This window comes from Shinella agrisoli (genome assembly GCF_046557955.1).
Classification (GTDB): Bacteria; Pseudomonadota; Alphaproteobacteria; order Rhizobiales; family Rhizobiaceae; genus Shinella.
Window position 1 is genome coordinate 31307 of the sequence record NZ_JBJIEP010000028.1, and the last position, 22985, is coordinate 54291.

The 22985-nt window shown below is 66.5% G+C and carries 13 protein-coding genes and 1 tRNA gene; 10 read left to right on the top strand and 4 right to left on the bottom strand.

The genetic code is table 11. From position 1 onward, the window contains the following. Positions 1–8 precede the first annotated feature (8 nt). Positions 9–1853, bottom strand: a complete 1845-nt coding sequence (locus ACIIOY_RS23105) for an AsmA family protein (protein ID WP_411037022.1) — start codon at positions 1851–1853, stop codon at positions 9–11. Positions 1854–2032: 179 nt separating this feature from the next. Here ACIIOY_RS23105 and ACIIOY_RS23110 point away from each other — a divergent pair, with 179 nt between their 5' ends. After that, a complete protein-coding gene (locus tag ACIIOY_RS23110; RefSeq protein ID WP_411037023.1) occupies positions 2033–3985 on the top strand; it encodes an acetoacetate--CoA ligase in 1953 nt (650 codons plus the stop codon). Between the two features lie 237 nt (positions 3986–4222). Here the strand turns inward: ACIIOY_RS23110 and ACIIOY_RS23115 are convergent, their stop codons facing one another. Then, the gene (locus ACIIOY_RS23115; protein ID WP_411037051.1) at positions 4223–5800 is read right to left on the bottom strand and encodes an ABC transporter permease; all 1578 of its coding nucleotides are present in this window, start codon (positions 5798–5800) and stop codon (positions 4223–4225) included. A 191-nt stretch (positions 5801–5991) separates the two neighbouring features. Next, a complete protein-coding gene (locus ACIIOY_RS23120; protein WP_411037024.1) occupies positions 5992–9477 on the bottom strand; it encodes an ATP-binding protein in 3486 nt (1161 codons plus the stop codon). 245 nt (positions 9478–9722) lie between these two features. On the opposite strand from ACIIOY_RS23120, the gene ACIIOY_RS23125 reads away from it, so the two are divergent. The 6 genes from ACIIOY_RS23125 (at position 9723) to bcsN (ending at position 18170) form a co-directional block, all read left to right on the top strand. Continuing rightward, positions 9723–10172: a phasin gene (locus ACIIOY_RS23125; protein ID WP_411037025.1), complete on the top strand. Its 450-nt coding sequence runs from the start codon at positions 9723–9725 to the stop codon at positions 10170–10172. A gap of 147 nt (positions 10173–10319) precedes the next feature. Continuing rightward, positions 10320–10396 (top strand) — tRNA-His (locus ACIIOY_RS23130). Positions 10397–10687: 291 nt separating this feature from the next. Then, the gene (gene bcsA, locus ACIIOY_RS23135; protein WP_411037026.1) at positions 10688–12949 is read left to right on the top strand and encodes a UDP-forming cellulose synthase catalytic subunit; all 2262 of its coding nucleotides are present in this window, start codon (positions 10688–10690) and stop codon (positions 12947–12949) included. Then, positions 12942–15293 (top strand): cellulose biosynthesis cyclic di-GMP-binding regulatory protein BcsB, encoded by a 2352-nt coding sequence (locus tag ACIIOY_RS23140; RefSeq protein WP_411037027.1) that lies wholly within the window; start codon positions 12942–12944, stop codon positions 15291–15293. Before bcsA ends, ACIIOY_RS23140 begins: the two co-directional genes overlap by 8 nt. Then, the gene (locus ACIIOY_RS23145) at positions 15290–17239 is read left to right on the top strand and encodes a hypothetical protein (protein WP_411037028.1); all 1950 of its coding nucleotides are present in this window, start codon (positions 15290–15292) and stop codon (positions 17237–17239) included. Before ACIIOY_RS23140 ends, ACIIOY_RS23145 begins: the two co-directional genes overlap by 4 nt. 7 nt (positions 17240–17246) lie before the next feature. Further along, positions 17247–18170, top strand: coding sequence for a cellulose biosynthesis protein BcsN (gene bcsN / locus ACIIOY_RS23150; protein ID WP_411037029.1), 924 nt, complete (start codon positions 17247–17249; stop codon positions 18168–18170). A 3-nt stretch (positions 18171–18173) separates the two neighbouring features. On the opposite strand, the gene ACIIOY_RS23155 is transcribed toward bcsN, so the two are convergent. Next, complete coding sequence (locus tag ACIIOY_RS23155) at positions 18174–19055, bottom strand: LysR family transcriptional regulator (protein ID WP_411037030.1); 882 nt, start codon at positions 19053–19055, stop codon at positions 18174–18176. Between the two features lie 105 nt (positions 19056–19160). Between ACIIOY_RS23155 and ACIIOY_RS23160 the strand changes: the two genes are divergently transcribed. The 3 genes from ACIIOY_RS23160 to ACIIOY_RS23170 all read left to right on the top strand — a co-directional run bounded on the left by ACIIOY_RS23160 (position 19161) and on the right by ACIIOY_RS23170 (position 22944). After that, positions 19161–20657, top strand: a complete 1497-nt coding sequence (locus tag ACIIOY_RS23160; RefSeq protein WP_411037031.1) for a CoA-acylating methylmalonate-semialdehyde dehydrogenase — start codon at positions 19161–19163, stop codon at positions 20655–20657. Positions 20658–20792: 135 nt separating this feature from the next. Further along, positions 20793–21878, top strand: a complete 1086-nt coding sequence (locus ACIIOY_RS23165; protein WP_411037032.1) for a YjgN family protein — start codon at positions 20793–20795, stop codon at positions 21876–21878. Then, positions 21868–22944 (top strand): M48 family metallopeptidase, encoded by a 1077-nt coding sequence (locus ACIIOY_RS23170; RefSeq protein ID WP_411037033.1) that lies wholly within the window; start codon positions 21868–21870, stop codon positions 22942–22944. Before ACIIOY_RS23165 ends, ACIIOY_RS23170 begins: the two co-directional genes overlap by 11 nt. Positions 22945–22985 lie beyond the last annotated feature (41 nt).

Below are 22985 nucleotides of genomic sequence, written 5' to 3' on the forward strand. Positions count from 1 at the left end.
TGAAAGCGCTACTGGCGGGGAGGCTGCCCCGTCAGGATGGAAACCGGCGAGATCACCGGTTCCGGCCAGGAACCGCCGACGAAGAAGCTGATGGCCGGCTTGACGGCAGCGTTCCCCGCCTGCGGGCGGTCGGCGAGCGTGCCGGCCAGCGCCACGCTGCCGGTGCGGTAGGGGATCATGCCCGACAGCGTCAGCAGCTTCTCGTTGCCTTCGATTTCCGCCTTGGTCAGCTCGGCAAGGCCGCGGTCCAGCCGGGCCTCCACGTCGGCGCGCACGAAGTCGAAGGAGCCGTTGGCGGCTTCGGAAAACCGGAAGAACGCATTTCGCGCCGCCCGCTCCTCGAAGGCCTGGCGATTGAAATGGGTGAGCGTGCCCGGCCCCATGCGCAGCCGGAACCGGCCGGACATGTCGGACACCGTCGTCGCCCACAGCGGCCGGTCCGTCGAAAGCTCGAAATCCGCCGAGCCGATGCCGGAAGGCAGCGGGCCGGGCAGGGCAAGCGCGCTGACGACGCCGCCGATATCCACGTTGCTCAAAGACATCTGCAACTGGCCGCCGCCGCGAAAGCCGTTCTCGGCAAGGGCGATGCGCCCGGTCATGCGGCCATCCATGAACGTGCTGTCGCCGATGTCGAAGGAGGCGCGGCCGTTCTCGATGCGCATCCCGGCCGCAAGGTCCTGCAGGGAGAAGGGTGCGAAGTCGGCGGTCTTGGCGGAAAGGCGCAGGTCCATGCCGAACTGGTGGATGAAGGCCGTGTCGATCGTCGGCGCGTTCTGGTCGGTGCCGGGCAGCGGCGAGAAAGCCGAAAGGAAGGCGCGAAGGTCGATCCTGTCGAAGGCCAGCGTGCCGTCGACCTGCGGCACGCCCTCGGGCGGCATGCCGATGTCGAGAACGCCGGTCGCCTGCGCGTTGTCGAGCGTCAGCCGGACATTCTCGAGCTTGGCGGAATAGCCCGAGGTCGTCACGTTCGCCTCGACATTCACCTGGCCGATATTGCCGACGGCGGGAATATCCTTGCCTTGCCAGGCGAGCAGGTGGCTGAGCGACGGGGTGGAAAGCTGCATGGCGCCGGACACGAAGGCGTTGCCGGAGAGGTTGGCGGTGCCCTCGAAACCGACCGTCGTCGGATCGGCCGAAAGATTGGTGCGGACCGTGGCGTCACGCCCGGCAAGCAGGGAAAGCGGCTGGTCGCAGCTGAAGGACCAGCGGGCCACCTCGCCATTGACGGCGCCGGAGAGCGAAAGGTCGAGGCGCTGCCGCAGCGCCGGCCAGGTGATGCTGCCGTTGACGCCGGTGAAGCGGTACGGCTCCGCATCGCCTCGTGCTATGTCGAGAACCCCGTCACGGATGGAGATGGTGCCGATGCGCTCGTCGGGCAGGTCCGCCGCGGGCTGGCCTTCGGGCGCCCTCGCGGTCGCGTCGATCGCCTGCATCAGCCAGCCGCTGTGCCGCCAGTTGAGCACGCCGTCGGTGCTCCAGCCGACCCGGATGGCCGGCCGGACGAGCTCGAAGTCGCTGAAGGCCGGTCGCCCGCGCACCGCGCCGAGAAGATCGAAGGTGGCGGATATGGTCTCGATGGACGCAAGTTCGCCGCTCGCCCCATCTTCCTCGCCGCCGAGGATGCGCACGTCGCCGAGCGTGACGCGCGGATAGGGCCAGAAGGCGAATTCGGCGTCCTTGCCGATGTGGACCTCTGCGCCCGTCCAGTTCTCCAGCGTCTGCTCGATGCCCCGCTCCACGGTCTCCGTCTGCACGAGGAAGGGAAAGGCGATGCGCAGCGCGCCGGCAATGAGGAGAACGACGAGGAATGCCCCCGCAAGGTGCTTCGGTCGTAGGAAACGGGAAAGGGGCATTCGGCGCGGCTCCTCTGCCGGCAGCGTTCTCATCTCAAGCAGAACGGGGATAGGCGCTCGTGCGGAAGAAATCAAATGCCGGCATGGCGGAATTGCGTTCGGCGACGCCGCGATCCAGCGTTCGCCGCTTTATACCGCGGCGCAACATGCTATACGGATGCCATGGAGTGGAGGAAAGCATGACGTCAGAAAAGCCCCTGTGGGAACCTTCGGCAGAAACCCTGGCAAAGAGCCCGATGGCCCTGTTCATGAAGGCCGCGGGCCGCATCGCCGGTCGTGATTTTACGTCCTATGACGCGTTGCACGCCTGGTCGGTGGAAGACCGGGCGACCTTTTGGACCGCCGTCTGGGACGAATGCGGCGCCATCGGCGAAAAGGGGGGTACCGCGCTCGAAAACGGCGAGCGTATGCTGGAGGCCCGTTTCTTTCCCGAGGGGCGTCTGAACTTCGCCGAGAACCTGCTCAGGAAGACCGGCCCGGCCGATGCGGTGATCTTCCGCGGCGAGGACAAGGTCTCCTATCGCTGGTCGTGGGACGAACTGCGCGCCCGTGTCTCCAGGCTCCAGCAGGCTTTCGCCGCGATGGGCGTCGGCGAGGGCGACCGCGTCGCCGCCATGATGCCGAACATGCCGGAAACCATCGCCTGCATGCTCGCCGTCGCCTCGCTCGGCGCCATCTGGTCCTCCTGTTCGCCCGACTTCGGCGAGCAGGGCGTGCTCGACCGTTTCGGCCAGATCGAGCCGAAGCTCTTCATCGCCTGCGACGCCTACTGGTACGCCGGCAAGCTCCAGGACGTTTCCGCCAAGGTGAAGGCCGTTGCCGGCAAGCTCGGCGCGCCGGTCGTCGTGGTGCACTACGCCGGTGACGCCGAGGCGCTCGCCGCCGCCCTGCCGGATGGCCGCACGCTCGATGCGATCATGGCGCCCTACGAGGCGAAACCGCTGGCCTTCGCGCAGCTTCCGTTCCGCCATCCGCTCTACATCCTCTTTTCCTCCGGCACGACGGGCGTGCCGAAATGCATCGTGCACTCGGCCGGCGGCACGCTGCTCCAGCACCTGAAGGAACACCGGCTGCACTGCGGCCTCGTCGAGGGCGAGCGGCTGTTCTACTTCACCACCTGCGGCTGGATGATGTGGAACTGGCTGGTCTCGGGCCTTGCCGTCGGCGCCACGCTCTGCCTCTTCGACGGTTCGCCCTTCCATCCGGACGGCAATGTGCTCTTCGACTATGCGCAGGCGGAAAGGTTCGCGGTCTTCGGCACCTCCGCCAAATATATCGACGCGGTGCGCAAGGGCGGCTTCACGCCGCGCACGACGCATAATCTCTCCGGCCTGCGCCTTCTGACCTCGACGGGATCTCCGCTCTCGCCGGAAGGCTTCTCCTTCGTCTACGAAGGCATCAAGCCCGACGTGCAGCTCGCGTCGATCTCCGGCGGCACGGACATCGTCTCCTGCTTCGTGCTCGGTATTCCGCTGAAGCCGGTGTGGCGCGGCGAGATCCAGGGGCCGGGCCTCGGCCTTGCCGTGGACGTCTGGGACGAGGAGGGCCGTCCGGTGCGTGGCGAGAAGGGCGAGCTTGTCTGCACCAAGGCCTTTCCCTCCATGCCGGTCATGTTCTGGAACGACCCGGAGGGCGCCAAGTACCGCGCTGCCTATTTCGAGCGCTTCGACAATATCTGGTGCCACGGCGATTTCGCCGAATGGACCGGCCACGGCGGCATCGTCATTCACGGCCGCTCCGACGCCACGCTCAATCCCGGCGGCGTGCGCATCGGCACCGCGGAAATCTACAATCAGGTCGAGCAACTCGAAGAGGTCGTTGAAGCCCTCTGCATCGGCCAGGAATGGGACGACGACGTGCGCGTCGTGCTCTTCGTGCGGCTCGCCCCCGGCAAGGTGCTGGACGAGGCGCTGGAAAAGACGATCAGGACGAAGATCCGCACCGGCGCTTCGCCCCGCCACGTGCCGGCGAAGATCATAGAGGTTGCCGATATTCCCCGCACCAAATCCGGCAAGATCGTGGAGCTCGCCGTGCGCGAGGTCGTGCACGGGCGGCCGGTCAAGAACAAGGAAGCGCTCGCCAATCCTGAGGCGCTGGAGCTTTTCGCCGATCTGGAGGTGCTGAGGTCGTAAGTTAACGATTTCCGGCCCGGCGGGTTAACCAAGTTTGCGAAGTTGTGAACGCGGGCTCTGTGCCGGAACGGGCCGGGTAAGGAATTGTTAATCCGCAATGACGCAAGGTCGTGCCAACTTGAGCGCGCCCGATGACGGGCGTTCCGGTCGCAACGACCCCGATGGCATGAAGCCGTTCACTCCCGCTTTTGTTGGACAGCATTCAGACTATCGGGGCGGCTTTTGCCGCCCCCTTTTTTAACCATTCTTTCCGTCGAGCGAGCGCGAGACGAGGAAGACGGGGATGAGCCCGACCGCGACGATGATGACGGCCGGCACCCCCGCATCCTCCACCTTCGCCCGCGATGCATCCTCGTAGACGAGCGTTGCCAGCGTGTTGAAGTTGAACGGGCGCAGCATGATCGTCGCCGACAGTTCCTTCATCGTCTCGATGAAGACGAGCAGCGCGGCTGTCAGCGTCGCGGGCCGCATCATCGGCAGGAGCACGCTCCAAAGCGTCTGGCCGCTCGTGCGCCCCAGCGTGCGGGCCGCCATGTCGAGATGGGGCGAGAGCTTGTGGAAGCCCGCGTCGATGGTGCCCTCCGCCATGGTGAGGAAACGCACCGTGCAGGCAAAGATGATGGCAAAGCCGGTGCCCGAGAGAAGGAGGCCGGTCGAGATGCCGAACTCGGCGCGCAGGAAGGCATCGAGCGCGTTGTCGAAATTGGCGAGCGGTATCAGCACGCCCATCGCCAGCACCGTACCCGGCACGCCATAGCCAAAGGAGGCGAGGCGCCCGGCGGCGGCATTCAGGCGTGAGCGCGTCGTGCGCGCGGCATAGGCGAGCAGGAAGGCAAGGACGACGGCGATCAGCGCCGTCGATGCCGAGACGAGCACGCTGTGCCAGAGGGCGGAGAGGAGGCGCGTCGAGGCGAACTGTTCCAGCCGGCGGGCCGCATAGCCGCCGAGCACGAAGACGGGAATGGCAAAGCCGATGACGGGCGGCATGAGGCAGGCAAGGCTCGCGGCCCACTTCTTCCAGCCATCGAGCTTGAGGCGTACGGAATCGTGCACGGCGGCGGTGGTCTTCTGGCTGGCGAAACGCTGCCGGCGGCGTGCGGCGCGTTCCACCATCATCAGGCAGATGACGAAGACGAGCATGATGCAGGCGATCTGTGCGGCGCCGGCCAGGCTGCCTCGGTTGAGCCAGGTGTCGAAGATCGAGAAGGTGAGCGTCTGCACGCCGAGATATTCCACCGCGCCGATGTCGTTCAGCGTTTCCATCGCGACGAGCGTCAGGCCCACCATGATCGCCGGCCGCGCCATGGGGATCTGGATCTTCGCGAACACCTTCAGCGGCCCGGCGCCGAGGGTGCGCGCCACGTCCGCCGCCGCGCGCCCCTGCATCAGGAACATCGAACGGGCGGAAAGATAGACGTAGGGATAAAGGACGCTGGAGAGGACCAGCATCGCCCCGCCGGTGGTGCGCACTTCCGGGAACCAGTAGTCCCGGCTCGTCTGGAAGCCGAAGAGGGCGCGATAGCCTGTCTGCACCGGCCCGGTGAAGGAGAAGAACTCCGCAAAGGCATAGGCCCCGAGATAGGCGGGAATGGCGAGCGGCAGCACGAGCACGCCGGAGAGCAGGCGGCGGCCCGGAAAGTCGCAGCTTGCCACCAGCCAGGCCGTGAAGACGCCGACGACCGCCGTGATCGTACCCACCCCGGCCAGGAGGATCAGCGTGCGCAGCGTGGCGCGCGGAATGACGTTGCTCATGAGGTGCGGCCAGTTGTCCGTGCCGCCCGCCGCGGCGATGACGACGATGGCGATCGCCGGCATCAGCACGATGGCTGCCGCGAGCACCGCGGAGGCGGAAAGAAGCGGGTGGCGGGCGGCACCGGTAAGGCGGCGCCGGCCGCGCGCCGGCACGCTTCGGGACAGGACCTGCAAGGCGTTACCTCGACGGACCGGCCGTGCCGGAAAGGCAGGGCCGACGGAAAAGATGCTCCTGCCGGTCTAGACCAATCGGCTCAATCTGCCAACACGCGCGGCGAGGGAAAGATCACCTCGACGAGCGTGCCTTCGTTCGGCGTCGAGCTGATCGCGAAGTTCGCCCGGTTGGCGTCGACCATCGCCTTGGTGAGCGGCAGGCCGAGGCCGGTGCCGTCGCCGCGCTTGCGCGCGCCGGTCGTCACCTGCCGGAAGGGCTTCATCGCCTGTTCCAGCTCGCTGCGCGTCATGCCGACACCGGTATCGCGTATGCGCAGCACCACGCTGCCGTTCGCCTCATAGGCGGTGGAGACGACGATCTGGCCGCCGGACGGAGTGAAGCGAATGGCGTTCGACAGGATGTTGAGGGCGATCTGCTTGATGGAGCGCAGGTCGGCGACGATCTGCGGCACGTTGGCCGAAAGCGAGGTTCGGATGATGACGCGCTGGGCATTGGCCTGCGGCTGCACCAGCGAGACGGCCTCCGAAATCGTCTCGTTGAGGCCGACCGCCGTGAATTCCAGCTCCATCTCGCCCGCCTCGATCTTGGAGATGTCGAGCAGGTCGTTGACGATGTCGAGCACGTGGCGGCCGGAGCGGCCGATGTCGTTGGCATATTCGATGTAGCGCGGGTGGCCGATGGGCCCGAAGCGCTCCGTCGCCATCATGTCGGAAAAGCCGATGATGGCGTTGAGCGGCGTGCGGATCTCGTGGCTGACGCGCGCGAGGAAATCGCTCTTGTGCGCGTTCGCCGTCTCGGCCGCCCGCTTGGCGTTGCGCAGTTCCTCTTCGGTGCGCTTCCACTGCGTGATGTCGCGGATCACGGCGCAGTAGCCGGAGGAGGAGGAAAGGCGCCCCATGGTCATGAAGAGCGGAATGAAGCCGCCGGAGGCCTCGCGGCCGATGACCTCGCGCCCGTCGTTGAGCACGCTCGCGACGCCATGGCCGGAAAGGCCGGCGAGATAATCGAGCACGGCCTTCTGGCTTTCATGGGCAAACAGCATGGCGAAGGGACGGCCCCGCGTCTCGTCCTCGTCATAGTTGAAGAGGGCGCTCGCCGAGCGGTTCATCGAGCGGATGTCGCCGTCCTGGCCGACGACCACGACACCGTCGGTCGCGGTCTCGAGGATGGAGCGCAGTTCGCTGACCTCTACGCGCAACGCCGCCGCTGCGGCCTGGTCCGCGTTCCGCTCATCGGTTTCCGTGGGCGGCGGCGCCGTTTCGACCAGAGAGAGCGCCGGCTTTTCCTGGACCGGCGTCAGCGCCAGCATCAGCGCCGTGCCGTCCTCCCAGCGGATCGACTGGAGGCGGGCGCGAACGGGGCTCGTGCTCTCGCCGTCGGCATGACGGAGCGCCATGGTTCCGCCGCCGTCCTCCGCCTCCTCGTCGGGACCGGCCAGCAGGATGTCGAGCCCGCCCGAGGCTTCGAGGTCTTTAAGGTTGGAGTAGCCGGTCAGGCGGAAGAATTCCGGATTGGCATGGATCAGCCGGTCGCCGACATGCACCAGCAGCGCGACGGGCAGCGCATCGACCACCGCGGCGGTCAGGCCGTAGTCCATCTGGGTGCGCGGCGGCGCGATGGCCGAACGCTCGGCCGCGTGATCGGCGGCCAGGAGGTCGTCGGCATGCGGGCCGACTTCGAGGCCGGGCATTTCCGTATCGGTCTCCCCGGCGGCGGGCTCGATGCCCGCCTCGACGGCGTCCGTGGGGTCCTGCGGCAAATCGCCGGCTGTTTCCGCAGGCTGTTCCGCCGTGGCGTCGGCCGGTGCTTCGTCCATCGGATCGCCCGCCGGGCGGTCTTCGGGCTTGCGCTTGCCGAAAGTCTCGCCGAGCTGGCGGGCGATCTCGCGGAAAGCCGCCTGTTCGCCGGTCGAGAGGCCATCGAAGAGGCCGCCGCGACCCCGCCGTGTTTCGAGCTGCACGACCTTGTCCGACTGCCGGCGGGCCGGGTTTTCGACGAGGCGCAATGCCGGGCGTTCGCCGCGGAAGGCGTCGTGCTCGTCGCCGGCGGGCATTTCGGAGGCGTCATCCGTTTCGCCGGCCTCGTTGGTTTCGATCGGCTCGTGCGAAGCCGGTGCCGCGTTCGCGTCGTCAGACGTTTCGTCCGGCAGGAACGGCGTTTCGCCTGCCTCATCCTCGGCCGACGCGGTTTCGTCCGCAGTTTCCACCGTCTCGCCGAGCGCCAGGCCGCGCGCGTGGATGTCCACGGCCGCATCGGCGATGCGCACGATGCCGAAGCCGCGGAAGCCGTCGAACTCGCGGTTGCGCGAATAGGTGGGCAGGGCGGCGAGGTCGACCGGCACGACAAGGCTGGTGCCCTCGACCGGCCAGAGGATCGTCTTGCCGGACCAGGTGTCGCGGCGGCGCAGGAGGTCGCCGATCCTGCCGTCCGGATCGAGATCGAAGCGGGCGGCGACATCGCTGAAGCGTTCGCCGGAGATCGCTGCGGCATGCGGGCCGACCGCGGCGGCGAACTCCTCCGAAATCTCGCTGAACCGGCCCTCGGCATCGATCTTCCAGACGAAGCGGATCGGCCGGCCTTGCGGATTGAAGGCGAAGCCCGACTTCTGCCGGGTTGTCGAGACCGTGCCGGCGTCGACGGCCGCCTCTTCGCTCTCCGCCGGCGTTTCGGCCGCGGCGGTTTCTACGTTGCCGGCCTCGGCGTCGCTGGTGCCCACCGGGCCTTCTTCCACGGGGGCGCCCTCGATCGCCGTTTCTTCCTCGACGTCCGCCGGCTGTGTCTCGGAGGTCACCCCGGCCGCTTCGGCCGGTGCTTCCTCCCGCACCATGGGGTCTTCCATGACGGAGGAAATCGGCCCGGCGGCAGGCTCGGCGTCGTCCTCATTGGGGTCGAGATGGCCGAGAATGGTTTCGACGGCGAAGAGCAGGTAGAGCGCCGGGTCATTGGAGATGCGGCCGATGGCGGCGGGCAGATGGCCGCGGCCGGTGGCGACGGGACGCTTGACGAGATGCTCGGCGCTGCGTCCGGCGGCATCGACAAGCGCGCGCCGCGTCTGCGGGCTGATGATAAGGCCGTCGAAGCCATCCGAAGCGGCGACGACCAGGCCCTCGCCGTCGAGGACCGCCATATGGGTATCCGGATCGTCGAAGCCGGCGAGCATGGCATTCGCCACGTCTTCTCGGCTCTGGCTGTCGGTGCCGACCGGTGCGCTGAAGAGGATCGCCTCGTCGCCGGGGCGGATGGTGACGCCCTCGACGGCTGCATTCACCGGCGTGCTGCGGAAGCCGCTGCCGATACGCATGAGGAGGGAACGCCGCTCGCCCGGCGCCTGCACCTGCCGCGCCGTTGCGGCGAGCTGGCGGAAGGCGACGTCGGTGCGGTCGGGGCCGGCGTCGAGGAAGTCGTAGATGTTGTCATGGCCAAAGAGGGCAGCGCCCCGGCCGTTCGACCAGAGCACGCGCGCCATGTCCTTGGAAAACAGCACCACCGCCTCGCCCCGGGCGAAGGGCAGGCGCACCCGTTCATGGACGGCGACGTCGATAAAGGGATACTGCTTTGCGGACATGTTCAGGCCTGCATCTTCCTTCCGGCGCCCCGGTCTTCAATTAACGCTTTATTAATAGCGGCGCATAGGCGGAGGGTCCAGCGCCGGCCCCTCGCAACCCAAGGCTTTCAGGCGGAAGGGTTAACGGCCGTTAGAGTTTATTGTGCATCGCACAAAATTGTTGCATTGCGAAAAGAAATCGCCTATATGGAAGCCATCCAAGAACACGGCGCCTCTAGAGAGGGCCAAACCAAGGAGCGCAGACAATGGCTACCAAGAAGACCGACGACGTATTTTCCATCGCATCCATCGACCCGGCCAAGCTTTCCGAGAGCTTCCGCGAGTTCGCCGAAAAGGGCGCCGCACAGACCAAGGAAGCCTATGCCAAGATGAAGGAAGCCGCCGAGGACGCCACGAAGACCGTTGAAGCGACGCTCGAAAGCGCGCAGGCCGGCTCCGTCGAACTCGGCCTCAAGGCCATCGAAGCGCTTCGCACCAATGCCGAAAACTCGCTTTCACATATGGAAGCCCTGCTTGGCGTGAAGTCCGTTTCCGAGCTTTTCGAGTTGCAGACCGCCTTCCTGCGCAAGCAGGCCGAAGTCGCCGTCGAGCAGGCCAAGACCCTTCAGGAAACCTCCAAGAAGGTTGCCGAAAAGGTCGCTGCCCCGGGCAAGTCGGCCGCCGAGAAGGCCATGAAGTCCTTCAAGAGCGTCTGAACCGCCGCATAGCGCGGGCTTGGACCCTATGGTAGAATGGCCGGGTGATCGTCCGGCCGTTTTCGTTTTCAGGCTCCTGCAAAAAACGCTTGAAAAAAGGTGCGGCTGCCCGTATGTGACGCACCAAGCGCGCCGGACGCGCCTTGTGCGGTTGTAGCTCAGTTGGTTAGAGCGCAGGTTTGTGGCACCTGAGGTCAGTGGTTCGACCCCACTCAACCGTACCACCTCTCCTTTATTCCGTAAGATGAATGTTCTGCTGCGGAAATCTGATTCCTGTACGCATCTCTGTCGGGCTTGCCGCCTCGCTCATCGGTAACCTCATCGTGGCGAGGACACAGCCGCCGGTTCATCCCTAAGAGGCTGTAAACCCTTCATTTACCACGCCAGCGGCGCCATTCCCGATTTGGCACTGTATTAGGAATCCGTTGACCAATGAATCCCTAGGGTCGGTTCGTTCCCATGGTGGGGAACCGGTCCGCATGACGCGCCGCCGCGATGCAAATGGGGTTCTTCAAATGCACATGACGTGCGTCAAGTGGCTGGCGGTTCCTGCCGGCATGTCCGGGCTGTTCCTTCTCTGGCTGCCGATCAGCCTCCAGGCCCAGCTCATTCTCAGTTTCGCCGTGCTCGGCGTGATGTTCCTGGCGATGACGCGCCCCAAGAGCACCACCCTGCGGCTCGTCACCTTCACCTTCGCCGGCATTCTGGCCATGCGCTATGCTTTCTGGCGCACGACCGAGACGCTGCCGAGCATCCACGAGCCGCTGAACTTCATCCCCGGCCTCATTCTCTACCTTGCCGAGATGTACTGCCTCGCCATGCTGGCGATCAGCTTCTTCATGCTGGCCGATCCCTTGAAGCGCAAGGCGCCGGAGCCTGGCGAGGCGGCGAGCCTGCCGACCGTCGATGTCTTCATCCCGTCCTACAACGAAGAGCCGGAGCTTCTGGCCGGCACGCTCGCGGCGGCCAGATCGATGCTCTACCCGAAAGACAAGCTGAACGTCTATCTCCTGGACGACGGCGGCACCGAGGCCAAGCGCAACCACAAGGATCCGCGCATCTCGATCGCCGCGATCCGCCGCCATGAGCAACTGAAGGCGCTCTGCGCCTCCCTCGGCGTCATCTATCACGCCCGCAAGCAGAACGACCACGCCAAGGCCGGCAACCTCAACGAGGGCCTGAAGGTCTCGAACGGAGAGCTCGTCGTCGTCTTCGACGCCGACCACGCGCCGGTGCGCGGGTTCCTGCGCGAGACCGTCGGCTTTTTCGCGAAGGACAAGAAGCTCTTCCTCGTCCAGACACCGCACTATTTCCTCAACCCCGATCCTCTGGAAAAGAACCTCCAGACCTTCGCGCGCATGCCGTCCGAAAACGAAATGTTCTACTCGATCCTGCAACGCGGGCTCGACAAGTGGAACGCCTCGTTCTTCTGCGGCTCGGCGGCGGTGCTGCGCCGCTCGGCGCTCGCGGCGGCGAACGGCTTTTCCGGCCAGTCGATCACCGAGGACTGCGAGACGGCGCTGGCGCTCCATTCCAAGGGCTGGCACAGCCTCTATGTGGACAAGCCGCTGATCGCCGGCCTCCAGCCGGAGACCTTCGTCTCCTTCATCGGCCAGCGCGCGCGCTGGTGCCAGGGCATGCTGCAGATCCTGATCCTCAACCGGCCGTTCCTCGCCAGGGGCCTGACGCTCGCGCAGCGCATCTGCTATGCCGGCATCAACCTCTTCTGGCTGTTCCCGCTTTCGCGGCTCGCCTTCGTGTTCTCGCCGCTGCTCTACATCTTCTTCTCGCTGGAGATCTACCAGGCGAACATCCTGGAATTCGCCTCCTATGCGGTGACCTACCTCATCGGCTCCTTCGCCATGCAGAGCTACCTCTACGGCCGCGTGCGCTGGCCGTGGGTGTCCGAGCTTTACGAATATGTGCAGTCGGTGATGCTGTTCGGCTCCATCGTCAGCGTGGTCCGCAATCCGAGGAAGCCGACCTTCAACGTCACCGCCAAGGGCCAGACGCTCGACCGCAGCATGCTCTCGCCGCTCGCCCGGCCCTATTTCATCATTTTCTTCGTCCTCCTGGCGGCGGCGCTCTATTCCGGCTACCGCTTCCTGACGGAGCCGGTCGCGACCGAGCTGCTGACGATCGTCGCCGGCTGGAACCTCATCAACCTCGGCCTTGCCGGCGCGGCGCTCGGCGTCGTCGCCGAACGGCGGGAGCTGCGCCGCAACCAGCGCCTGCCGGTCAAGCGCCATGCGCTGATGAAGGTCGACGGCAAGCTCAGCAACATCATCATCCAGGATGCGTCCTTCGGCGGCGTCTCGGTGGAGTTCGTCGAGGCGGCACCGCAGGTCGATCTGGAAAATCCGTTGGAAGCAACGATCCAGCTGCGCCGCGCAGGCCAGGTCATCGCCTTCGACGTGATCTGCCGCTCCAGCCGCAGCGCGGGCGATGGGGCCGTCTACGGCTTTGCCTACAAGGAGCGCACGCCGGAAACCTTCATGGCGATCGCCGAACTGATGTATTCCGACCAGGCCGTGCTGCAGGAACGCCTCACCCGCCGGCAGGTGCGCCGCAGCTTCTTCTGGGGCACCTCGCGCTTCATGCTCTGGAGCATCCGCGAGACGCTGCGCGCGCTCCGGTATTCCGCCGGCCTCGTCCGCGAAGGCGCCGTCAAATCCTTCGCCGACGCGCCCATCGTCGTGAAGGAGAACAATGCCCAGATTTCCGGCCGCGCCGCCGAGCTGCCGCCGGTCCTGACAGGGAGCCAAGCCTATGGCTAAGACACGCTTTTTCGAGACCCTGGCTATCGCCTTCCTCCTCGCCTCTGCCGGTATCGGCCGGGCGGAAGGGCTGGTGGCGGACTCCGTCAAGCCCCTGCTCGACGGGACGGCGCTCACCGGCGGCCTGCTGCCGCAGCCCGTCGAGGCGAAGAGCGCCGTGCAGCCGGAAGGCGCGATCGCTGGCCATCTCGTGCCGTTCGAGCAGCCGGCCGATGCCTATACGCTTTCCGGCGAAGACGACGTTGCCATCTTCACCTTCGCGCTCGACGGCCCGCAGGTCTCGGCGGGTGGTACGCTGAACCTTGCCTATGTCAACGCCGTCTCCGTCCTGCCCGATACGGCGAAGGTGGATGTCGAGATCAACGGCCACGATGCCGGCAGCTTCGCGGTCGCCTCGCCGAACGGCGTCAGGACGGAGAAGCTCCGCGTCGCGCCGGAATGGCTCAAGGCAGGCCGCAACGTGGTGCGCCTGCGCGCCCGGCAGCACCACCGCGTCGATTGCTCGCTCGATGCGACCTACGAGCTCTGGACGAAGTTCGACCCGGCGCTGACCGGCTTCGCCTCGGCGGTGCCCTCCGACTTCACCGATTTCGACAGCCTGCTCGCCGTCCGCCGCAACGCGGCGCACCGCACCGACCTCCGCCTCGTCATTCCCGGCGCGCTGACCGCCGAGGCGTTGAACGAGGCCGCGCCCGTCCTGCAGGCACTGGTCCTCTTCCTGAACCGTGACGACGTGACGGTTTCGGTCGCCGACAAGTCGGGCGCGGGACCGGGTATCGACATCGTCATGGCGATGGATCGCAGCGGTGCGGCCGCCCTTGCCGACCTCGGCCTTTCCGCCGTGCCGCGCGGCCTTTCCGTACAGCCCGGTGTCCCGGCAGGCCGCGCGACGGTCGTCATGCGCGCTGCCGGTCCCGGCGACGTCAATGCGGCGGTGCTGGCAGCCGTGAAAGGGCCGATGGCCGACGGGCTGAAGTCGGGCATCTTCGAGAAGGGCAGGGGCGTGCTGGCCGTCGAGGCCGGCGAACGGCGCACGCTGAAGGAGACGGGCTACGAGACCCGCGTCTTCTCCGGCCGCCTTTCGCGCACCGATTTCGCCGTCGAGATGCCGGCGGATTTCTATCCGGCCGAATATGCCACCATCGACCTGCGCCTCCATGCGGCGACCTCGCCGGGGCTGGCGCAGACGGCCCAGCTTCTGGTGCGCGTGAACGACAAGGTCGTGACGAGCTACCCCTTCCGCAATCGCGAGGGCCAGCAGTTCGACGGCAAGCGCATCGAACTGCCGCTGCGCGCCTTCCAGCCGGGCCTGAACCGGGTCGAGCTTCTCGCCGAACTGCCGGTGGCGGCCGATGCCGCCTGCCGCCCGCAAGAGCGCGACGACGGCAAGCCGCGCTTCATTCTCCTCGACACGACGGCAATCGAGGTGCCGGCGCTCGCCCGCGTCGGCCGGCTGCCCGATCTGGCGGCGCTCGCCGGCAAGGCCTACCCCTATGGCGGCGGCAAGCCGTTCGACCTCGTCATCGACCGGGCGGACACGCAGTCGGTCGGTGCGGGCCTGACGGTGCTGTCGCGCCTTGCGCTTTCCGCCCGCGCGCCGCTGAACGCGAAGATCGCGATCGGCACGCCGGTGCAAGGCGCAGGCCGCGACGCGCTGGTCATCTCCTCGCGGAACGATTTCGCCGAACTCGGCCCGGCGAACAAGGCCGCCTTCCCGAGCGCGTCGGACGTTTCCGCCTCCCTGGCCGACCTCCTCAAGCCCGACCCGGTCGTCACCGCCTCGGTTTCCGGCGGCGCTTCCGGCAACGAGGCGGCCGACCTCTTGCAGGCCTTCCACAATTCGACGGCGCCGCCGCAGGAGGAATTGTCCTTCGGCTCGCGCGCGCAGCTCTGGCTCTCCGCCGCCTCGAGGAGTTTTGGCCGTTGGCTGAGCTACGAGCGCGCGGACGCCCGGACGGTCCCGCACGGTGAGGGCTCGCTGGTCACGCTCTCGCAGATGCGCGCGCCGGACGGGCTTGCCACTTGGACGGTGATCAAGGCCAATTCCCCGCGCGATGTGGACGCCGGCGTGCAGCGGCTCGTCGAGCCCGCCGTCTGGCGGGGCCTCCAGGGCGGCACGGCCTCCATCGAGACGGCGGGCCTGTCGCTGGTCAGCCTGCCGGCGGCGGAACGGTACGTCGCGGACCTTTCGGACCGCAGCCCCGGCAACCTGCGCCGGGTCGCCGCCGCGTGGTTCTCCGACAATTTCCAGATCTACGTGCTGCTCGTGCTCGCCTGCCTCGGCGTCTTCGCCGCCTGGCTCGGGCTGACGGTTCCGCGCAAGGGTGTGAGGTCCGATCGATGAGAACAGTTCTCCTCTCCGCCCTCCTGCTCGGCTGCACCGCGCTTTCGCCGGTGGCCGCGGAACCGAAACCGGCGCCCGATGCTGTCGAGCTTGCCGCCCTCTATTACTATGCCGAGCAGAAGCAGCAGGACCGGCTCGAGGCGGAGACCAGCCGCCTGCGGCTGAAATATCCGGATTTCGTGGTGCCGTCCGATGTCTATTCGCCCGCCGCAAGGCAGGCGGATGAGAGCACGCTCTGGGCGCTTTACGAGAAGAACGATTTCGTCGGCATCGAGGCCGAGATCGGCCGGCGCCGCTCGGAAAATCCCGAATGGAGACCGAGCGAGGATTTTTCCGGCAAGCTCGCCCGCCGCAAGCAGCGCGTCGAGATGACGGCCGCGGCCGCGCGAAAGGACTGGACGGGTGTCATCGAGGCGGCCAGGACACTCGATCCTTCGAGCGAAACGGAGGTCGACCTCGTCTGGATGCTGCTCGATGCCTATGCCGAGACGGGCGCCAGGGATGCGCTGACGAAGGCCTATCGCGGCCTGCTCTTCCGCGAGGAGGCCAAGCGCCTGCCGGACCGGCAGATTCTGACGACCCTGCAGAAGTCGACGCGGGATTTTTCCTCCGAGGATGTGCGCAAGGCAATGGGCGTTCTGGCCGCCTCGCCGTTGCTGCAGGCCGGCTTGCAGCCGATCGAGCTCGACCTGACGCGCAAGGACGTCGCGGGCTTCAACGCCGACGAAAAGCGCCAGACGCCGATCGCGGAAAGCGAGGTCCTCAAGCTGCGCACCGTTGCGGAAAAGGACGGGCGCCTCGAAGACCTGTCCCTGCTCGGCTGGTACGACCTGAAGCTCAAGGCACCGGACCGCGCCGAGCACTGGTTCAAGGCCGCGCTCGCCAAGCGCCGCGACGAGGAGAACGCCAAGGGCCTCTATCTGTCGCTTGCGGCGCAGAACAGGCAGGACGAGGCATATGCCGTGGCGCAGGACTATATCGAGGAGTTCTCCGACGACCCGGAATTCCTGATGAATGCGCTGTCGCTGCGCTTTTCCAAGCCCGACCAGCCGGATGCGGACGTGAAGACCGTGACCGCCTATGGCAATGCCATCATGGCGACGTCGAGCGCCGATCACGCGGAAATCCTCGCCTGGTACGCCTACAATTCGCGCCAGTACGAGGCGGGAAAAGCCTGGTTCCTGAAATCGCTCGATTGGGAAAGCGCCCCGGCCCGGGTAAAGGGCCTCGCCCTCAGCCTGCTGCGCCTTGGCGAGAAGAAGGAATATGCCGCGCTGGAGGAGGAGTATCGCGACATCTACCCGGGCATCTGGGAGGAGATAAAGGTCGCCACCCCGCCGAAGGGGGCACGCCGCACCGCCGTCGAAATGCCCGCCGCGATGGCTTCTTCCGCAAGAGGCGCCGGTTACCTCGCGCATTTCAGGGCGAAGCGCTATGGCGCCTGCATCAAGGACATTTCGGCCATGGAGACGCGCGGCGCGGTCTCCGCCGATGCCATGCTCATCAAGGGCTGGTGCCATCTCGAGCTCGGCCGCCTTGCCGAGGCCCGCAAGGGCTTCGAGGCTGCGCTCGGCAACAGCCGCACGCAGCAGGACGCGGCCTATGGCGCGGCGCTCACGCTGCTGCGCGGCCGCCTGACGGACGATGCCGAGGCGATGGTCGCCATGTATCCGTTGTCGGAGAAGCGCGAGCGCGAGGTGCGCGCCGAAATCTACTGGCAGCGCGCCCGCTCGGCCTTCGACCACAGGCAGTACCAGCGCGTGCTCGACGCCCTGAATGCGCGTGCAAGCCTTGTCGCCGAGCCGGCGGACCTCAGCCAGCTTCGCGGCTGGGCCTATTATCACCTCGGCAACCGTGCGCAGGCGCGGGCCGTGTTCGCCCGGCTCAACATGCATCTCTACGATCCGGCGGCCGCACGGGGCCTTGCCGTTTCCTCTACCCGATAGGACCTCCATGCGCTGGCTGATCCTCGCCGCCCTTTCCCTCCTCGGCACCGGCTGCACCGCCGTGCACGACCCTTTCCTCGAGACGGGCGCCATCCGGCCGGATGCGCCGCCGATCTCGACGGAGGTGTCGCCGGAATTCGCCGCCGCCTATCTGCCGTCGGTCTCCGGCCGCATCGAAAGCGTGCGCCAGACCGTGCGGGACAATTATTTCGAACAGGCGATCGTCTATTCCAATGCGACCGCTTCGGCCGGCGAGAACGTGCTGACCGTCCGTGTCGGCACGCCCTCCGAGGGGGCGGGTTTCCTGCGTGCCCCGACGCGCCGGGCCGTTCTTGCCGAGATGCGGCAGGCTCTGCCGGGCATCGCCATGACGATCAATGCGGCGGCCGGCCAGAACGCCCATGGCGTCTATGGTTATGCGACAGGCCCTCTCGGCGCCTCGGGAAGCTGCCTTTATGCCTGGCAGTTCGCCAAACGTGTCTCGCCGCTGCGCGAGACTGCGATGGGCCGGCTTGAGACCGGCAGCTACTCGGCCCAGGTGCGCCTGCGCTTCTGCCATCCGGCTATCCCGGAGGACCGCATCGCATCGCTGATGGCCGGCATGCGCCTGAAGCCGATCACGCGCGACACTTTTGCCATGCTGCAATATGCCGGCGGCAGCGGTTTCACGCGCGGCCAGCCGGCCTTCGCCGTTGCAGAGCCGGCGGCCGTCGAGGAAAGCGTGGAGATCGTGCCGCGCCGCATGCCGAAGCGCCGGGCCGTTGAGGAAAGGAGGGTCGAGGAAGCGGTCGCCGTGCGCGTTCCCCTGCCGGAAGAGATCGCCGGGAAGAAGGTCGCCATCGCCGGAAAGCCGGCTGACGGGAAAGCCGTGGAGCGGACCGGGACCGTGCTGGTGCCGATGCCCGTGACGGCTTCGGCCGCCGTCGACTGACGCTCAGAGAAAGATGTCGTGTTCCTGCCGCACGAGGTCCTGCACGAACTCGGCGACGGTGCGCACGCGCGTCAGGTCGCGGGCGCTTTCGTGCCAGGTCGTCCAGTAGGCGCGGCGGATCGAGGTGGCGGGCAGCAGCCGGACGAGCTCGCCGTATTGCCGGGCGATATAGTCGTGCAGGATGCCGACGCCGGCGCCGGAGCGTACGGCCTCCGTCTGGCCGGTGGCGCTCGAGATCTCGAAGCTCGCGTCCCAGCTTCGCATGATCTCGCCGGTGAAATTGAGCGAGGCCGTGAAGATCAGGTCTTCCACATAGCCGACCCGCCGATGCCCTTTCAGGTCCTCGACGGTTTCCGGCGTGCCGTTCTCCGTGAGGTAGTCGCGCGAGGCATAGAGCCCGAGCGTATAGTCCGTCAGCTTCGAGGAAACGAGCCGTCCCTGTTCCGGCCGCTCCAGGGTGATCGCGATATCCGCCTCGCGCTGCGAGAGCGAGAAGGAGCGCGGCACCGGCACGAGCTGGATTTTCAGCTCCGGATGCCGCGCCGTCAGCCGGCCGAGGCGGGGCGCGAGGAAGGAGACGCCGAAACCGTCCGGCGCGCCGATGCGTACGGTGCCGGCGACCGCGGTGTCGATGCGGCCGATGCTCGCCTGCACGGCCAGCATTTCCGTCTCCATCCGCTCGGCGGCGCTGAGGAATGCCTCGCCCTCCGCGGTGAGGTCGCAGCCGTTCGTGCGGCGGATCAGGAGGCGTGTCTTCAGCGCCTCTTCCAGGGCACTGACGCGGCGGCTCAGCGTCGCGTGGTTGACGCCGAGGCGGCGGGAGGCGGCGAGCAGCTGCCCGGTGCGGGCAACCGCCAGGAACATGCGCGCATCATCCCAGTTCATCGTGGCCTCCGGCTTTAATTTTTGCACAACGGTTCCTTATCCGAGGTGATTGAGTTGTGCAAATTGAAGTGCGATGATCCGTTCACAACAAAGGAGGAACTTCCCATGCGTGAGATCGGACACTTCATCAACGGCAAGCAGGTTCCCGGCACCGGCGGCCGCACGGCGGACGTCTACAACCCGGCGACGGGCGAGGTGCAGGCCAAGGTCGCGCTTGCGAGCGAGGCGGACCTGCAGGCCGCGGTCGACGCCGCCAAGGCCGCGCAGCCGAAGTGGGCCGCCACCAACCCGCAGCGCCGCGCCCGCGTCTTCATGAAGTTCGTCGACCTTTTGAACCGGAACATGGACGAGCTGGCCGTGATGATCTCCAAGGAGCACGGCAAGACGGTGGAAGACTCCAAGGGCGACGTCATCCGCGGTCTGGAAGTCTGCGAATTCGTCATCGGCATCCCGCATCTTTCCAAGAGCGAGTTCACCGAAGGCGCCGGCCCCGGCATCGACATGTACTCGATCCGCCAGCCGGTCGGCATCGGCGCCGGCATAACGCCGTTCAACTTCCCGGGCATGATCCCGATGTGGATGTTCGCTCCGGCGATCGCCTGCGGCAACGCGTTCATCCTCAAGCCTTCCGAGCGCGATCCGTCCCTGCCGATCCGTCTTGCCGAGCTGATGATCGAGGCCGGCCTGCCGGCGGGCATCCTCAACGTCGTCAACGGTGACAAGGCCGCCGTCGACGGCATCCTGGCGCATCCGGATATCGCCGCCGTCTCCTTCGTCGGCTCCACCCCGATCGCCCGCTATGTCTATGGCACGGCGGCTGCGAACGGCAAGCGCGCCCAGTGCTTCGGCGGCGCCAAGAACCACATGATCATCATGCCCGACGCCGACCTCGACCAGGCCGCCAACGCCCTGATGGGCGCCGGCTACGGTTCTGCCGGCGAGCGCTGCATGGCGATCTCGGTTGCCGTTCCGGTCGGCGAGGAAACCGCCAACCGCCTGATCGACAAGCTGACGCCGATGGTGGAAAGCCTGCGCATCGGCCCCTATACGGACGAGAAGGCCGACATGGGACCGCTCGTCACCAAGGAAGCCCAGGCGCGCGTCAGGAGCCTCATCGACAAGGGCGTCGAGGAAGGCGCCAAGCTCGTCGTCGACGGTCGCAACTTCAAGCTCCAGGGCTATGAGGACGGCTTCTTCGTCGGCGGCTGCCTGTTCGACAACGTCACGCCGGACATGGAAATCTACAAGACCGAGATCTTCGGCCCCGTCCTTTCGGTCGTCCGCGCCAGGAACTACGAGGAAGCCCTCGACCTGCCGATGAGGCACGAATACGGCAACGGCGTTGCGATCTACACCCGCGACGGCGACGCTGCCCGCGACTTCGCCAGCCGCATCAACATCGGCATGGTCGGCGTCAACGTGCCGATCCCGGTTCCGCTCGCCTATCACTCCTTCGGCGGCTGGAAGTCCTCTGCTTTCGGAGACCTCAACCAGCACGGCACGGACTCCATCAAGTTCTGGACCCGGACCAAGACCGTGACGAGCCGCTGGCCCTCCGGCATCAAGGACGGTGCCGAGTTCATCATGCCGACCATGAAATGATCCTCCCGGATCGCCCATGAAAGAGGCTCCCTGCGGGGAGCCTCTTTTTGCATTGCCACTTTTTTGTGCTTTGCGAAGAATAGCCGCGCAGGCCGGCCCGTTATCCCCCTGTTCTATGCATCGAAGGGGGCAAACATGTCTTTGGCAGGATCGCCGCATTCCGCGGGACAGGCGGGCGGCTTTCACCGCATTACCTTTACCGGCAAGGCGTCGGAATATTTCGGCATCTGGATCGTCAACGTGCTGCTGACGATCATCACGCTCGGCATCTATTCCGCCTGGGCGAAGGTCCGGCGCAATCGCTACTTCTACGGCAATACCGTTCTGCTCGGCCGATCGTTCGAATATCACGCGAAGGGCCTGCAGATCCTCATCGGCCGCCTGATCGTTCTTGGCGCCTTCATCGCGCTCAACGTGATCGCGACGCTGGTGCCGGTGCTCGTGTTGCTGCCGACCATCGTCGTGCTGATCGCGCTGCCATGGCTCGTCGCCAAGGGCCTGCGTTTCAGCGCGCGTGTGACGAGCTACCGGAACGTTCGCTTCGATTTCGTCGGCGGCGCCGGCGGCGCGTTCAAGGCCTTTATCCTCGGCAGCCTGCTCGCCGTCATCACGCTCGGCATCCTGACGCCGCTCGCCAGCCGCTGGGTCGCGCGCTACGTCGGCTCGAACCTGCGCTACGGCGGCAAGGCCTTCGATACGGATCCCGGGCTCGGCCCGCTCTATAAGGCATGGCTGCTGTCGGCCGCGATCATTGTCGCCGGGTTGCTCGTCGTCGGCGCGGTGGTCGCCGTCAACTTCGATACGATCGCGGCGATGATGGACCCTGCGGCAGGCCAGGGGACCTTCTCCGTATGGCACCTGGTCATCCTCTTCGCCTATGTCGGAATCTTCGTTCTTTTCGGCGTGGCGGGCCTGTTCTATCGTGCGGCGGTACGGAACATCACCTGGTCGGCGACGACCTTCGACGGCCAGCATCGGCTGCTGAGCGACGTTTCGCTCACGCGCTACGCGTGGATCGCCATCTCCAACGTCGTCGTGACGCTGCTGACCTTCGGCCTGATGCGGCCCTGGGCGGCGGTCCGCATGGCACGCTATACGTGGGAGCATACAGGCATTACCTTTACCGGCGACGTCGGCGAGCTGTTCAGCAAGATCGAGGAACAGGGCTCTGCCGTCGGCTCCGAGTTCATGGACTTTGAAGGTTTTGACTTTGGCTTCTGACAATGCCGCAATCGCCGGCGGGGAATGGCACCCCGCCGGCTCCAGCCGATCGGTGGAGGCCCGGCTCGTCGAGCGGGCCGGCGAAATCGCGGCCGTACCGGTCGGGGATGACAAGCCGCTTGCCGGCGCAGGGCTCTCCTGGGTGGAGATTTCCGGCCGCGTCGGCTCCATTCCCCGCCGGGTGATCTTTCCCGACGGTTCCATCTTCGAGACCTGGGACAATGACGGCATCGACCGCTATCTCGCCACGCGGGGCAAGGGCGGCGCCGGCTTCGTGCACTGGCTGGAACAGTTCCGCCTGCGCCTCATCGTCATCGTGCTGCTGGCCTTTGCGCTGGGCGGCGCGGTTTACCGCTGGGGCGTGCCGGCGCTCGTCGAGGTCGCGATCTGGACCACGCCGCCGATCGTGCCGCAGCTGATGGCGCAGGGCACGCTGGAGGCGCTCGACAAGACGACCTTTTCGCCGACCAAGCTGCCGGACGACCGCCGCAAGGAGATCGCCGACGGCTTCGCGCGCATCGCTGCGCAGTCGCCGCGCGGCGCCGGCGCCTACAACCTCAACTTCCGCGATGGAGGCGTGATCGGGCCGAATGCCTTCGCGCTGCCGGACGGCACGCTCGTCGTCACCGATCAGCTCGTCGAGATGGCGGGCACCGACATGGAGATGATCGTCGGCGTGCTGGCGCACGAGATCGGCCATGTCGAACTGGAACACAGCCTCCGGCAGTTCTATCGCGCCGCCGGCATGACCGGCCTCATCATGCTGATCGCCGGCGACGTCGGCTCGGCCGCCGAGGACGTGCTGGTGCAGGGCGGCGGCCTTCTGGCGCTCTCCTATTCGCGCTCGGCGGAGGCGGAGGCCGACCGGCGTTCGGTCGAGCTGATGGCCAAGGCGGGCTACGACCCGACGGCGATCGCCCGCTTCTTCGCGCTCCTGGAAGACAAGCTCGGCGACAAGTCGGGCACCACTATCCTCTCCACCCATCCGGGCACGCCGGAGCGCAAGAAGGACATCATCGACTACGCCCGGATCATCTCCGGCCAGTCCGACCCCGACCTGCAATAACGAAAACGGCGGCCGATGGCCGCCGTTCTGCTCTGAGGCGA